This is a genomic window from Idiomarina baltica OS145 (assembly GCF_000152885.1).
In the GTDB taxonomy this organism is placed as follows: Bacteria; Pseudomonadota; Gammaproteobacteria; order Enterobacterales; family Alteromonadaceae; genus Idiomarina; species Idiomarina baltica.
Window position 1 is genome coordinate 3,354 of record NZ_CH672403.1, and the last position, 14,730, is coordinate 18,083.

Annotated in this window: 15 protein-coding genes and 1 pseudogene; 3 read left to right on the plus strand and 13 right to left on the minus strand. The window is 43.7% G+C overall.

The annotated features are described in order from the left end of the window. The 6 genes from OS145_RS13365 to OS145_RS01475 all read right to left on the minus strand — a co-directional run. Positions 1 to 1,369: hypothetical protein (locus tag OS145_RS13365; protein ID WP_006954198.1), on the minus strand; the 1,369-nt coding region annotated here is incomplete at its 3' end. A gap of 361 nt (positions 1,370 to 1,730) precedes the next feature. Then, complete coding sequence (locus OS145_RS01460; protein ID WP_006954200.1) at positions 1,731 to 2,582, minus strand: tellurite resistance TerB family protein; 852 nt, start codon at positions 2,580 to 2,582, stop codon at positions 1,731 to 1,733. Between the two features lie 118 nt (positions 2,583 to 2,700). Then, positions 2,701 to 3,366, minus strand: a complete 666-nt coding sequence (locus tag OS145_RS01465) for a hypothetical protein (protein WP_006954202.1) — start codon at positions 3,364 to 3,366, stop codon at positions 2,701 to 2,703. A 38-nt stretch (positions 3,367 to 3,404) separates the two neighbouring features. Further along, the gene (locus OS145_RS01470; RefSeq protein WP_006954204.1) at positions 3,405 to 3,797 is read right to left on the minus strand and encodes a hypothetical protein; all 393 of its coding nucleotides are present in this window, start codon (positions 3,795 to 3,797) and stop codon (positions 3,405 to 3,407) included. Between the two features lie 3 nt (positions 3,798 to 3,800). Continuing rightward, positions 3,801 to 3,926: a hypothetical protein gene (locus OS145_RS13630; protein WP_006954206.1), complete on the minus strand. Its 126-nt coding sequence runs from the start codon at positions 3,924 to 3,926 to the stop codon at positions 3,801 to 3,803. A 15-nt stretch (positions 3,927 to 3,941) separates the two neighbouring features. Then, the gene (locus tag OS145_RS01475) at positions 3,942 to 5,144 is read right to left on the minus strand and encodes an AAA family ATPase (RefSeq protein ID WP_006954208.1); all 1,203 of its coding nucleotides are present in this window, start codon (positions 5,142 to 5,144) and stop codon (positions 3,942 to 3,944) included. A gap of 204 nt (positions 5,145 to 5,348) precedes the next feature. Between OS145_RS01475 and OS145_RS12920 the strand changes: the two genes are divergently transcribed. Then, the gene (locus OS145_RS12920) at positions 5,349 to 5,825 is read left to right on the plus strand and encodes a hypothetical protein (RefSeq protein WP_006954210.1); all 477 of its coding nucleotides are present in this window, start codon (positions 5,349 to 5,351) and stop codon (positions 5,823 to 5,825) included. Positions 5,826 to 5,889: 64 nt separating this feature from the next. On the opposite strand, the gene OS145_RS01485 is transcribed toward OS145_RS12920, so the two are convergent. Together OS145_RS01485 and OS145_RS01490 are read right to left on the minus strand one after the other, a co-directional pair. After that, positions 5,890 to 6,321, minus strand: coding sequence for a hypothetical protein (locus OS145_RS01485; protein WP_006954211.1), 432 nt, complete (start codon positions 6,319 to 6,321; stop codon positions 5,890 to 5,892). 93 nt (positions 6,322 to 6,414) lie between these two features. Continuing rightward, on the minus strand, positions 6,415 to 6,858 hold the full coding sequence (locus OS145_RS01490) for a HEPN domain-containing protein (protein WP_006954212.1): 444 nt from the start codon (positions 6,856 to 6,858) through the stop codon (positions 6,415 to 6,417). 457 nt (positions 6,859 to 7,315) lie between these two features. On the opposite strand from OS145_RS01490, the gene OS145_RS01495 reads away from it, so the two are divergent. Beyond that, positions 7,316 to 8,287 carry an IS30 family transposase gene (locus OS145_RS01495; RefSeq protein ID WP_006954213.1) on the plus strand — a complete coding sequence of 324 codons (972 nt, stop codon included), beginning with the start codon at positions 7,316 to 7,318 and terminating at the stop codon, positions 8,285 to 8,287. Here OS145_RS01495 and OS145_RS01500 read toward each other — a convergent pair. The 3 genes and pseudogenes from OS145_RS01500 to OS145_RS01520 all read right to left on the minus strand — a co-directional run bounded on the left by OS145_RS01500 (position 8,262) and on the right by OS145_RS01520 (position 12,350). Then, on the minus strand, positions 8,262 to 9,092 hold the full coding sequence (locus tag OS145_RS01500) for a hypothetical protein (protein WP_006954214.1): 831 nt from the start codon (positions 9,090 to 9,092) through the stop codon (positions 8,262 to 8,264). The genes OS145_RS01495 and OS145_RS01500 overlap by 26 nt on opposite strands. 789 nt (positions 9,093 to 9,881) lie before the next feature. Beyond that, positions 9,882 to 11,034 (minus strand): annotated as a pseudogene (locus tag OS145_RS01505) (IS3 family transposase). Positions 11,035 to 11,564: 530 nt separating this feature from the next. Further along, positions 11,565 to 12,350 (minus strand): hypothetical protein, encoded by a 786-nt coding sequence (locus OS145_RS01520; RefSeq protein ID WP_006954217.1) that lies wholly within the window; start codon positions 12,348 to 12,350, stop codon positions 11,565 to 11,567. A 321-nt stretch (positions 12,351 to 12,671) separates the two neighbouring features. Between OS145_RS01520 and OS145_RS12925 the strand changes: the two genes are divergently transcribed. Then, the gene (locus OS145_RS12925; protein ID WP_006954219.1) at positions 12,672 to 13,124 is read left to right on the plus strand and encodes an antitoxin Xre/MbcA/ParS toxin-binding domain-containing protein; all 453 of its coding nucleotides are present in this window, start codon (positions 12,672 to 12,674) and stop codon (positions 13,122 to 13,124) included. Between the two features lie 73 nt (positions 13,125 to 13,197). On the opposite strand, the gene OS145_RS13370 is transcribed toward OS145_RS12925, so the two are convergent. Continuing rightward, positions 13,198 to 13,344, minus strand: coding sequence for a hypothetical protein (locus OS145_RS13370; protein ID WP_006954220.1), 147 nt, complete (start codon positions 13,342 to 13,344; stop codon positions 13,198 to 13,200). Between the two features lie 115 nt (positions 13,345 to 13,459). After that, positions 13,460 to 14,476 carry a hypothetical protein gene (locus tag OS145_RS01530; protein WP_006954221.1) on the minus strand — a complete coding sequence of 339 codons (1,017 nt, stop codon included), beginning with the start codon at positions 14,474 to 14,476 and terminating at the stop codon, positions 13,460 to 13,462. Between the last annotated feature and the right edge of the window lie 254 nt (positions 14,477 to 14,730).

Sequence of the window (14,730 nt, forward strand, 5' to 3'; positions counted from 1 at the left end):
TCACAACAGGCACGCCAAATATGGCTTCTATTCTTCCCTGAAGAGACATCCCATCAACGCGATGTTTAGAAGCCTTGTCGAGCAACTTGTTCCAGCGCATGTAATTATCCTTATAGAGCTTTATTGATTGATCCGATGAAGCGCCCGAACCATTCCAAGCTCTACTGTTTTCTAAAGCCACACCTACCGAGGCCATACTGACGGCAACAGTTCCTTCTAATACATTTTCAGGAATTACAATACCGAGACCAGCAGAGCCAATCGAAAGCATTGCCGGTAAGCAAGAGCGTCCCATATCAAGTAAGTTATCACGCCATGAACCTTGCCGAGCGTTGATTGCTGAAAACGTATCTCCAAACAAGCTACTGTGAATATCTTCGAACTCCTCAGCACTCCATTCATGTACAAATCGCTTACCGCTATTGTGGTCGCGTGCCTGCGCTCGAATCACCGTTTCATCTCTTACTTTAAAGAGTAAATCCAATAGCTGAGTAGGTGTAGTGACCTTCTTCTGCATTAACAAAGCGTAAGCATAAGGAAAACTTTGTAACGCCTCTGACTCTGTTTGAGAGATGGTCTGTAGTTGATTAATCGTAGAATTCTGTTGTAACTGACGACCCAAATAGCGCCACAAAAGAGCGCTCTGTTGCGACTTAAGATCTTCGATTGCAGGGGCTGCCACGTAAACCGCGCGATGCTGTGCCGCCAATTCGTTAACAAAATTAACGCGAAAGCGATCGATCAAACCAGAGATCAACTTCCCCTCACCCTCTGCTTGGGATGCGGCTTGAGAAAATGCCTTATTAAAGTCATCAACGCTCGGTTGGTCAATGGCGGCGACATCAGCGATACTAACCAACAAGCCAGCTACACACTTCGACCCCCGAAAGTCGTTTCGTTCTAACGTTTCCTTTGCCAAACGCTTACGTTCAGTAAAGTTAAGAGCCAATCCCTCAAGCAAACATTGCTTAAAGAGCTCCGCATCATTTTTATCAACTGCCTTTTGTTGTACCCATTTTGACGGACTTTCAAGCCACTCCTTAATCAATAACGAGGATTGAGCAATAGCTTCCTGACAGCAATTGAGCCATTGGTCAGTAACAACTAACGAAGTTTCACGCAGAAGCGAGTGATACAAATTGTTGTGATTTTTTAAAATGGCCTTGTCTTCATCTTGAATTGAGCCATCAAACCACACCTCCGACGACATCGCCAAAGATTCAATCACATTGAGCAGTTGCATGACTTGCTGTCGATTTAACTGCTTTGGACGTGAGTCTGCCCCTAACATCAAACTCATCGATAGATTCAGTTGGCGCGCATTCAACAACGAGCCACCCGTATAGTTCTGAATAGATAACGTCTTCATAATTAACGTTTTTGCTCTTTAAACCCTGTCCAACTAACACTTTATCAATTACTAGTTTGATAGCAAGTTATACCGATTGAAAAGCACAGCCAAGGCGGCGGTTAATTATGTTTAAGGAGCCAAATGCTTCAAAATGTGGTGTCCCCTCGCAGATTTGAACTGCGGACCAACCGATTATGAGTCCTGTATTGGTGGTTTTTCTAACATTCAGCTTCGGTTAAAAAACTAGTTTTTTCAGTTTCTTACGTGTTTCATCGATGTTTTTGATCCGACGCCGGTTTTAACGGTTTTGATCTTAACTTCCGTTGTAACTACCGCTGCAACTGAGTTGCTGGTATACACTATTCACTAATATCATAAGTCAAATCACGGAAACAAACTTTCTACATGTGTGAATCGCCAATACTACAACCTTACTCCCGCCAGAAACCGTGCAAATACCCTTAGGGTGCCCCTGCAAATCGACAGAAACCAGCTTTTTGCTCACTTCCACCTTTCTATCCCCATGCCAATACTGACAACATGCACAGTTTACGTTTCCCTTGCGCATAACCCTTTGCTTAGCTCTAATTGCGGTTTGTGTTGGTTTTTTCGATGTCGCCGAGTTTCTTGCCGGCTGTCTGTTATTACCCTGTGATGGCATAACACTCTCTTTTATTAATAAGCCAGCTATTGATATACCCAGCGCAGCAGTAGCCGCAACCCCCTTGCCTACGGTCTTCAAAACCCCTCCCGCAACTTCAAACTTGCGTTTACGAGCGGCATTACTAGTCGCAATATTTAACTTCTCTGCAAGTTCATCAAATTTTGGAATTGTAATAGTTAAAGATTGAGCAACGTCATATATTAAAGAGTACTCTGCCTTGTCGAGCGTTCCATCAGCTGAAGCGATGTGTATTAAACACTTCAATAATTTTACTTTCTCTTCACTTGTTTCAAAAACACTGACCAAATTCATCACTTCTGACAGTTTGACCGCTTTCTGTGCTACATCTCTCGTACCTTTTCTATAGCTATCAACCTCCGCTCGAGTAGTAACTAGCCCAGAACGATCAACGGCAGGAACGATAGCGGACTTCTCAGTGTCATCTATGCTGCCATCAACCTTAGCCAGAAAGTAATTTAATGCCGCAAGCACATAGCTCATAACTTCTTTACGAGAACGGATTTCGGGATGTCTGTTTGCCAAACCTTTGGCTGATTTAATATCCATATAATTTCCAAAAGAGTTATCTAAAAAATATGAGTCTGGTGAGCTCTTAATTACTCATTTCTAGCTCACTGTTGACGGTTAAAGGTTAAGTAATCTTATTTAACTTTGCTTCAATAAGCTAGCCCACCATCGCCGAGAGAATTTCTTCCTTGTAACTTCTGAAGAAATCACGTTTATAGCTCCGATTCACGTACCCTGGGTGGTAAAACTTATTATCTGAGAATTGTTCTTTATACGGCTTTTTGACGTCGCCAGAGGAGCCATCGAAAATCTCTTTAGCTACTCGATTCAACTCTTTGTTACCTAAAACAGCACTACTAAAACCAAAATATGTTCGGCAATTATTGAAATACTGGTGACAAGCCGGTGAGAACATATGTTCAGAACCACTCTCGATTAATCCAACTGCCTTTCTCAAGTTCTGATTTACAACATTAAAAGTATTAAAAAGTTGAATTACACCATTCAGTTCTCTATCTTCCCCGAGGTACCACCCGCTAAATATCTTTTCCACTTGTCTCATCGTAGAGTCTGAAGAAAACTCATACCAATTGGCTGTCTTAGCGGACGCCCCGTGTCGATAGTAATTAAAGAATTCGCCAACGCTCTGTATAGTCCCGCTTCCCAGTTTAGATATTGGTCTTGAACTACCTGGATTTGCAAGAACTGCGTTGCCAATCAATTTCCAGCTACTACCGAACTGAAGAAGCGTATTCTTGCGGTACGTCAAATCAGCTTCTTCTATATACTCAGCAAAAACTCTCATCTGTTTTTTAGGCTCCATTATAACGTGCCGGTGCAAGTACTTCTGAGTACTTTCCCCTAATGAGCATTCAACATCAACTGCCGTAACCGAACAATTTGCTCTTTAGTTGTATTATCAATGACAGGCTTCGGAAATAGCCCCCGATAAGACTCTCGCCGAGTTTCTCGCCCCGACAACTGAGGGTGCAGCTGGTTTTTGCAGTAAGTTGCCGTAGCACCATTTGGCACTTGCTGCTCAAGAACGCGCAGCAACATCCCTTCTAAGCAAACTGGGGTGGAAATAATTAACTCAATGTTAGCCTTGCGAGCCTTTGCAATGTCAGGTTCTAGAATAGATACATCTTCGTCCAATACCAACACGCGCCGGTCATAGTCTGCATGCCGATGTTTTCTAATAACATTACGAATCATAGTCGCTGGCGAACCACCATCCTCTGCTTCGACAGTCACTCGCTAACCTGTATTTTTACTATATAGATCTTTCAGATGGTTAATAAAGGCTTTGTCCGCAGGTCCCTCGCCTACCGCCAGTAAAGTTGCAAGCTGAGCTTTGCGCTGTTTCTTTCCTCGTCTAGCCACCTCGACCCTCCGTGTCTAAAAGTTAGGAATTGCCTCGAGGGCCCCAGCCATATATTTTGCATACAGGTTGTCATCAGCACGCAAACCAACAACATCATCCAAACGCCAAGCGTCACTTTTTAGTTCTTCTTTTTCCACCAAATAGACCTGGTGTTTCTGCAGCAAGTTTAAGACTTCAGGAGTGTGACAGCTAAATACAATTTGCGCGCTATGTGGATTCGTTTCCTCATACTTGAATAAATCCAGCAAGTGCGGAAGCATATGCGGGTGCAAGTCGTTATCAATTTCGTCAATAACGGCAACACCACCATTTGCAAGTACAGGAAGCAACCGGGCCAACAAAACAAATGCAGACTTGGTACCGCTCGACTCTTCCATAAAGCGAAGCTCAAACTGGCCCTGTTGGCTTTTGTGGATCCCATACGGAATTGCAATCTGCTTCTCTTCTCCGGAATCTCTTTCGAAGACAGTTTCTTGCCGCACTTCAACACTCTGTAACCCAAGGTCTAATTCAGATAGACATTCGGCTAACTGAACTCGAAGCTTGTCGTTTTCAGCTAATTCTTCCGCGGCTTGCAACAAAGCACCATCATCGTAATTATGACGCCCGAACACATTCAGGTTATGATTAATACCGTGTGCAAACTGCACAAACATATCGGCTTCGGGCACATCGTAACTGTATGCCGCGGCCAGCAATGACGCATTTCGACGAATCTCTTTCGCTTTTTTAGGCGAAAATGAGAAGTTTTGTTGCTTATAGCTCACGTCACTCTTGCCAGCTTTGTTTTCTTTAAACTCACGCACGAACAAATAGCTATAGAGATGGCTTGTCTTATGATAAAGCGCCTCCGAAACGACTAGTCTGTCTTTGAGAATCAGCGAGTACTTATACTGCTCACCATCCAAGACAAAACGCAACTCAAAGGTGGTTGGCTGCTCTTCATAAAGCGCATGCGCTCGATAAGGTAGTTTGACATCTGGGTCGGCGTGCAGAAATGATGAGGACAAAAACCAACTCAAAAAAGCCAATGGCTTTATAAACTGCGTTTTTCCTGAGCCATTAGGACCAATAACCGCTAGCGCCTTGTTTAGGCGCTCTCCACTATCCAGCGGGATATCGTAGTTCGAACTAGCCGGCTTTTTCCCCATTTCAAACGAAAGATAAACTTCGTCTGAGAAGCTGTAGAAGTTTGAAAATGCTAAATCAACTATCATAATAAACCGATTTCAACGAAATTTTGTTGATTATTGTTCATAGCTCTAATTTATGCAAGATTAATTGAAGTTCTTCGTGTTATGAGGAATTGTAGTTACTATATGTCTACAACTATCACCGTTTCGCCTCCGTATTTATGCAGTTGTTCTGGTATGCTTCACTAATCCGCCTCAATAAATTCGATAACAACAAAGGATCACGTTATGGATAACATCACTATCTTTATTGTATTACTCCCAGCCCTAGTCTCAGGTGCCGCTTCCGCAATAATCGCATCCCAAAAAGGCCGGGATGGTCTTGGCTGGTTCTTTGTCGGTGTCTTTTTTGTGCCAATAGCTATCCCGTTTGCTCTTGTGGCTAGCCCAATGCGGAGCAATATCGAGTCTTTAAAAACCTGCAACTACTGCAAGGAGCTAGTTAACCATAAGGCAGTGAAATGCCCACATTGCCAATCGGAACTCAAAAGCTATTCAGAAAAGTATTCAGAGCCTGAGAAAGACCAAGCAGAAAAAAGCGAAAATCAAACTTCAGCCAGGGATAAGGTTCTAGCTAAGGCAGAAGAACTTGGCTTTGACGTTGATGCTCCTGAGGGCTCGAGCCGCATAGTATTTAAAAAGAACGGTAAAAAGCATGAGTTCCTAATTCTAAAACGCGCGCAAGATTTCCTGGAGCGTCAATAACAAAGACTAAAAGAGTCATTAAACTGTCGAGTGGCCGGGTAACACCGGCCGCACTTTAACTTACTCATCTGTCTTGGTTATCAATTTTTCTTTCAACTCTCGATACAACCGATAAGATTTGACCTAAGGCAAAAAACACGACGGCACACACCACACCGTTTACCATTGCCCCAATAGAAGCCGCAGGGAAGGGAGCCTCACCTCCGTATCTCGACGTTTCAGGCCAAGCTACAAATGCCACAACGACTCCACATACAAGCGATAACACTGCTAAAACCCATAACACACCAGATAAGAATGGTTCTGACTCATTAGTTTCTACAGTCGCCTTTTTATTTTGCGCCGACTTTATCTCGCCTGACTTCTTTTTAGCTATGTATTCTGCCGACCTTTCGGTTTGATAGCATTGCTTACAATGAATTGTGTCAAACTCATATCTGACATCTAGCCTTTTCTCAATCGGGCAGCCACAAATTTCACATGAATATTTCGCCATAACTTCGTCCTTGATAATTGATTGTCTCTTACATGGTATCGACTATTTTCATTCTGGCCAATTTGCCATCTTACCGCTTCACTAACTTTGAACCTACGTTAAATTCTGCAATTCAAAGTTTGAGTTTATATCCAGTTCTCGCATTACGATTTTGCAGCATATCTCTGCGAGTAATATAAGAAAATTGGAGTTGATATTTAAATCTTGCGTCGTTTCGTGAGCATACCGCCAATCAACGAATGCTTTGTCACAATTTTCTAGTTGCTCTTCAAAGTCTGGCCACTTTTTACCTAGACCATCTCTGATCTCATTCTGAATTTCAGGCGATAGCTTTCGCATTAATTTCAAAAGATGATGGCCCTTGCTTTCAACCCCATTCTTATAAAGAAGCGACTTCATCGATAGTTCAACAGAAAATGCTCCACAGATAACACTCGGTGTTCCTAAAGGAATCATGCCTTTGAGGCTACAGCGTTTCGCAGCAGCATAAAATGACATCGCATTCGACGCAGCAACAAAAGTTTGTTCTTCGGTCATATTAATTACCTAGCGCCCGCTTCAGTTGAGACAAAATAGGAGCGTTTTTGTATTAATATTTGAGTTGTCAAAGATAATCTAATTTTGCCTCCCCCCTTTAGCGGCTTAGGTATCAGACTGAAAGAGTCTGTCAGGCTCTGTTATTTTTGTTTGATTCAATACCATATATCTCTACGCTCACATTCAAATGTTCGTAAATTGCCTTAGCCTTCAGTTTCATGCGCTTATCATTGCAATAAAATCTTTTGCAAATCAAGGCATAGCCGACATGAGTCATATCACTAAAAGAAGCTCTCATACGACGGGCTCTAGACAGGCCTTCATCACGTTGGTAGCCGAATATATTTCCTGAATTCAGATAATAACCGCAACACTCATGTAATGGGATAGGTCGGAAGGAGGTCAGCTACCCACATGTGGTAGTCTTACTTTTCGACCAAAAAAAGTGAGCTCTAACATGAGTTATCGGCAGCTGACCGAGGGACAACGATACCAGATTTCTGCGTTGCTCTCAGAAGAATTTTCACAACGAGAGATTGCAAGAAAGCTGAATATTGCGCCCTCGACCGTCCATCGAGAGTTGCGACGTAACAACAGTTTATGTGGGTCTTATGACCCTCAACTGGCTCAAGAGCGCACGCTAAAACGGCGTTTAAAGCCAAAGCCCAAAAGGGTTTGCGAGAATACGCGAAACGCTGTAGAGCTGATGCTCGTTATGGACTGGAGCCCGGAGCAAATATCGGCTATCTGCACCCGAATAGGCTATCCAGTCAGTCACGAGTGGATTTACAATTATGTATTGGCTGACTTTTATGGCGGAGGTGGTTTATTTACTCACCTTCGCCACCGGTTAAGACGCTATAGAAAACGCCTGCACAAGCAGCGTGGTCGCATTTTAGGCCGCCGCTCGATACACGATCGGCCTGCAATTATTGATGACCGAGAACGCTACGGCGACTGGGAAATTGATACTGTTATCGGCAAGCGCGGAACCGGAGCTATCGTTACGCTTTTAGAGCGTAAAAGCCGATTTTATCTCGTGAAAAAAGTCACAAGTAAACACGCTGATGCCGTTGCTGACGCGACTATAGAAATGCTGCAGCCCTTTAAAGCTCTGGTTCACAGCATTACGGCCGACAACGGTTTAGAATTCGCGGGTCATGAACGAATTGCAAAAGAGCTCGAGACCGACGTTTATTTTGCTGACCCGTATGCTTCTTATCAGCGCGGCGCGAACGAAAATGCGAACGGCTTATTGCGTCAATACGTGCCAAAAGGTACTGATTTGAGCACTGTAACCAACGAGCTGATGGCTAAATATCAGCAACGCCTGAATTTACGTCCCAGGAAAACACTGGGCTTTATTCAGCCAGACATAATTTTTAAAGAGCAATTGCAACACGCTAAGAGCGAGTGTTGCAGTTATTAGTTGAATCTAGGTTTAATAGATTGTATATGCCATTGGCTCTGCTTACGATTTCTGGCAATGTACGCAGTCCATTCGAGTTAAATGATTCAACCCTTATCAGAAAGTCATCTATACTTAAATCATTTGGCCCGTAGTGAGGGCCAACCATAGACCAAATCTTTCGAATCACGCCCGGCCCCGTTATATTATTTAGCTGGAGCGGTCCAATACCTATATCTTCTTGGGCTTGTTCAGTTAATGAGCCAAGCTTCGCTCTTTCATCCAGCTCTCGATAAGCTTCAACAATCTCCCCTTTTAAACTTTCAATTTGTCTTAACCCTTCCTGAGCCTGCTTTTTGAAATAAGAAATTCCGAGAAAGTCTAAATCAGGATTTTTTAATTGCTCCAGAAGAATTTTTTCAGCTTCTTGTATACCTTCAAGGGCAATTTCACTTGGTAATTTACCTCCGCCGCCACCATAAAATAAACTCAAGAAATCAAGATTCGTTTTTCCTACGTTTTCATATCCCTTTCGAGCTTCGTTCAATTCAGTTAGGCGGTCATGTGGACTTTTTTTCGAGACCACAAACTGCTCAATTGTTGTAAAACTAGAATCAACAGGCACGTGCAAATGCCACGCCCCTAACCTTGCGTAAAGATCTAAAAATTGTTCTTTTCGATTAACAGAGATAGATATTTCATCTAAGTTTTCGTCTGAGAATACTGGCAATAAGTTTTCACGCTTAATATCTTCGGCTATTTTGCTCTCACCGCCCCGCACCATCGCGTTCAATATGTTGTGATCAAAATATACAAGGCTTTTCATTCTCTTCAAACTTCTAGTTAATATGGCGAGCGCTTATTGCGGCAGCCAGCGGCGCACTGCGTGTGATTTGTTAAGCTGCGAACACCTCGGCAGCATGACGTTGGGGCGAGGGAGAGGACTCGAACCTCTCTACGTTTCTCCTGGCTGGGATTAAAAATGTCCCACCATGGCCTCGCAGAAACACCACCCCTCAGCATACGCATGATTCTACGAATGAATTTTTCATAAGAACCCCCTTAACAAATTGAAGTGTCGCGAAGACCCAAACTTCCAATCCAAACGAGATACTCACAGTTAGTTCTATACCTCCCCTTTTTACCAAGCCTTTTATCTATTTCCTTAATTGCGACACAGCAGCTTCCGCTTACCAAGTTACTCTGGTAGTATTACTTAATCGCTAGCCTCTCACACTTGGCAATCGGAGCCGCAATGTCATGCTAAGCGATACTCAGTAGCCACCTTCACAGGTGGCTTTTTTGCTTTTAACGCTTGAGTGTCTATAGATGCTTCCTAATGAATGTTTTTAGGATCTCTAACTGCTCGTCAGTGACATCAAATTCCTGGTTCCCGACCTGACCAGATAAGTTACTAGCCTCTCCCAGTCTCTTTATAAAACCTTTCGAAACCACGTAGCTCATACTTTCTGTAATGTAAGGGTATCCGGAGCTGGTGGAGTTAACATCGCCTTCATGCGTTCCCGGGCCGGCATCGAGGCTTTTCCCATCAGCCAGAAAGTAAAGGTGATGATGCTTTAAGAACTTCCATTCGGAACCAGGGCTATCGTGGGTTCTACCCCGTTTCTACGGACGGTTTAAAACGTTTGTAAACTTCCTGTCTTGATTCGCTACTCTACGTCGCATTCTTGGATTATGAAACCGCTCGATGTAAAAAAATATATCGGCACGAGCTTCGTCTCTGGTTCGGTATTTCCGGTGGTTCACGCGCTCGCGTTTGAGCATACCGAAAAAGCCTTCACAAGCCGCATTATCGGCACAATGTCCGACAGCACTCATGCTCCCCAATAAGTCGTTGTTTTTTAAGTACCGTTGATAATCGCCGCTGGTAAATTGCGTTCCACGATCCGAATGCAGTATTGCCTGTGTCGCCTCAGGACGTTGCCAGACTGCCATCTCCACCGCTCGCAGAACCATTTTTCTATCCTGCCGGTGGTGCATTGACCAGCCGACAACGACATGGTTAAACAGATCCAGCACAACACACAGATAAAGTTTTCCTTCGTCCGTTTTCACTTCGGTTATGTCAGTTACCCACTTGGTATTCGGCTCAAGGGCTTTGAAGTCTCGTCCCAGGTGGTTTTTAATACCATCCGGGCGCTGAGATGGTGTTTTGCGACCACGCCCTTTTTTGCGCGGCCAACCTTGTAACCCATGCAATGCCATTAATCGCGCAACGCGATTAAGACTGACCGTTTCCTTTTCTTCTTTAAGATCTTCATGCATGCGCGGCGCACCAATAATACCGCCGCTATCTTCATGGATCTCTTTAATACGCGTCAGCAATCGTTCATTATCAACGGCACGACGCGACGGTTGGCGATTTACCCAGTCATAATAGCCGCTGGCTGAGACTTTCATACAACGGCACATTAAGCGTATCGGAAACTGTTCGCGACAACGTTCGATCGCCTGATATCTCAGGACGACTCTTTTGCGAAGAACGTTGCCGCTTCGCGCAAAAAATCACGCTCCTTTTTTATCCGGGCCAACTCGCGCTTAAGCCGAGCAACCTCTTCGTCGCGTGGCGTGCCTGAGCCTTTGTGAGCACTACCAGGAGCCTCTTCTAACTCGCGTTTCCATCGGGACAGCATATTTGGGTTAACACCAATTTCCAGTGCAACCTGTCGACAACTGACTCCGGGCTGTCGAGTCTGCTCAACGGCTTCTCGTTTAAATTCAGTACTGTATTTTCTTCGTTTGGTCATGAACACTCCTTATGGGCACATTATGCCTCTTTATGGATGTGTCCGTAAAATCTGGGTAGAACCCCGTAAGCTCCGTTACGTTGAAAATATACTAGGTAGCTAGTTTCGCCTTCAGATGTGCCTTTGCTAATATCCCATTTGAGTCCCGGCGCTATCTCAAACGAGCCGACACTGACCATTTTCACCTCAGAATAAGGGTCGTACTTTGATTCAATGGTAGGTTTGGTGGACGTTTGGGCGCAGCCTGTCAGAAAAAGTGTTAACGTGAAACCCAAAAGCGAAAGTAACTTCATAGCTCCTCCATTAGCTTAGCGATTGTGTAAAGCGTTATAAAAATCAATATAGCTGATAACCAAGCCTAACGCATCCTCAAACTCTTACCTGCTTTGAACTAAACTAACAGTTGCCCTTCGGGTTTACTGGACCAAAGCACCTAATTTCACTTACGAGAACCACACCACGAAACAAGCATAAGCCTATAATAGCCAAAAGCAGCATTATTATGTTGCCTTGACACTTCAATAGTCACATTAACCGGTGATTTTTTCTTTCTGTTTTAGCGAAAATTCTTTCATCGCATCCAGCCCTGGAACCTTATCAAATACACTAATTCCGTTGTTTTCAAAGTATTCTATGTAAGGATCGGGTTTGAGGATGACTTCATCACCATTATGCACAATTGTAATAAGAGAGGCGGAAGCTAACTCTTTTAATACCTTCATTCCAACCCGCCATTCCTCGTCGTTGACCCCAAAAGGTTCATCGCTGCCCTTATTGAGCATTTGCAGAGTAGCATTTACCTCAGTGTTATCTCCGACAGAACGAATTGCTTGGTTAGCAAGCTCACTACAGACAAATGTGTAGCGAGCCCAAATGTCATCAAATAGGTCTGGATTGATTTTTACTATCCAAAACTTTTCCATTTTGGCCACATTCACTAGAAGTCCGTTTTGATACATATCCCTTGCAAAATCATGCGTATCCGCAAAACCGAAATAATTAAGTCGCCCCGAAGGGATAAATTCGAATAGTTTGTCTATATCAGCTTTTCCAAGCTCGTTAATGAGCGCTTTTTGTTGGTTGATTTTCTGTTTTTGCTTTTGCTTTTTTGCTCGTTTATTACGCCAAAGTTCAGGAATAGGAGCTAGCCATGATTGATAAGTGGAGGCCGCCAAGAATCCCAAGCCGACAGATAAAGAGAACAGAGCAAACCCATCAAATGGTAGAAAAAGCCACGCAGTTCCGATAACAATGAAAAGAACACCGATTGCTGCAGGGTTTAAAGTGATTTGTTTAATAAGGCTTAGGAAATTCATGGCGTAAAGTTTCTTGCTTACAAAGTGAGCACTTTAAGAGAAAAAACAAACAAGCACAAACAGATGGCGCACACCAGACCATATGTACGGAACTTTGTCTTATAAGTAAGACCCTATTTCTGCCGCATAGTCGCTGTAAATCCAACAGAAAATGCTATTCTAAGTACTTGGTAACCTGGTTGGAGTATTTGATGGGCTACGAGTCATTATTAATTTGGGTGGCGGTGATGCCGGTCGTTATGCTGGGTGTTCACTTGCTTATCACGTTTGTTCAAAGCAAGAAAAAAGGCACTGACTGAGCTTTCGCTCTTAGGTACTCAGATGCACCACGAATACTACATCCCAAAACCTGCACAACAGCCTTTAAAACTAACGTTAAAGGAAAGGCTTGGGTTGCCTGAAGACTACCCTGCGATGGGCGATGCCATAGAACAAGGTTTCAAGTTTGACGTCGTCGCTTCTCTTGCGCACGAAACGGAGCTGTCAGAACCTGAGATATTGAATACGCTTAACCTTCCTGACCGGAATAAAGTACAGAGACGAAAGCACAGACGCTTTACCAGGGTAGAAAGCAATCGTGTTTATGCGTTAGTTGAAGCCATAGAGGCCTCTGAGGCACTTTTTGAGGGCGAGACATGCGCCGCTATTAATTGGCTCAAAAAGCCTTGTGGTGGTCTCAGTAGGCGCGCACCTATAGAGAACCTGAACTCATTCATAGAGCTTCAGCAGGTACTCGACCTAATTTATCGCCTGGAGCGCGGCGTTTTCAACTAGCGACAAGCGTTAAGGTTGCGGACTAACATCATGCCAGCCCGCAATAATGTTTAAGCGGAACAATTAAGACTGACTATTCCTCTTCCTCGGCTTCCCAGCCTCCACCGTACTCGTCGTGATTTGGGTTCAACTGGTTAGCATGGTTGTCCAAACTATCCCAGTAGGCGTCATTGTTTGGGTTCATTGAATCTGAACGGTCATCATTTGATGTTCTGGCCATTTTTTTGTCCTCTAAGTCTTAAGTTAGTTAATTTGCTGAAACAGCAAAGAGGATGTTTTCATGGCAACTCGTCGATGAGGAGGACATCTGAATGGAATTTTAAAATTTCGCTGAATCAGTCAGTGAATTGCTCATAAATTCTGGGGTAAACGGCAAACACTTTTTCAATATCCGTGGGCGTGCCATTGTCATTGAGCATCGCCACTTGCTTTTTCGTCATCACTTCACAGAATATAGCAACCAACTCAACCGGCTGCATGGGGGCTTGTCTTAATTCGGTATCCAGGACGCGGAAATTATTCGCATAGTTTTTTCTGTTTAACCGAGTCTTACCAGCGCGAATTCTTTTTACTGATTTTTCGACAGCAGCTTTCGGGTCATCACCTTCTTTCGAATAAAAAGTGCATTTCGCTTCCGTTATTTTTTCATAAAACGAACCCCAACTGCCTTTAGTGCCAACGCATTTTTGTTTTATCGCTGCTACATATCGCTCATTACTCAATATCAATTTATTGTTTTCGGCAACAGGCAAAAACATTTTCATCATGGCTGGCTCTGGAAAGCGTTTATCAAAACCCTCCGTGGTCACACGAAGAAACTTTTCAAAAAAGGCGAGCCACAAAAGTATTTTTCTGGTTTCGAATTCAGCACTGCTTCCCCAATCGCCACCAATCCATTTTTCGATATGAGGCAAAACGCTACTCGAATCTTTTTGTTGCAGATAAACCGCAACCGCCTTTTTCTCATCGGCTAAAAAGTCATTAAGTTTCTCAAATTGCAGCGCTGGCTGTTTCGATAAAAATATATTCAGAACAATTTCTAAAAGCCACCAGGCACCTGAAGTTTCCTTTTTATCAGGCGTTTCAGAATCAATCCACGTACTTTCAAGTTCCGGCGCATACTTCAAACTCAACGTTTTAAATTTTTCAGGCGTTACCGATTCTCGATTCGAGCTAAGCAATTTAAATAATTGCAGATCAGAAGTAATTGCCGCAGCATTACTTTCGTTTTGCGTTCGCAGAAACTGCATCACCAAATCGCTGAAACTTTCAAACCAACCTGATTCAAACAGAAGTTCACCTGCCATACCCGCCAGTAAGACACCTCTATTGGCAACTGAGTTAATATCCATTTCAACCCTCCTTCGTCACAATCACCCTTGCCTAAGCGCGGCAAAGCAATGCTCACGTTAACGGTATTCTGTACTAAATACCATCTGGTGTACGGCACATTGTGATGGTTCGCAAAACACCTCCGACTTATATGGCCAGCGCAACTTGGCGTACACCAGACTATTAGTACTGCACTTGTTCTCGGTTGTTTGCGTGTTTGCGACTCCCAAAGCGGCACGAGCCTGTCATTGCAAGTCGGTATCAATGACTATGT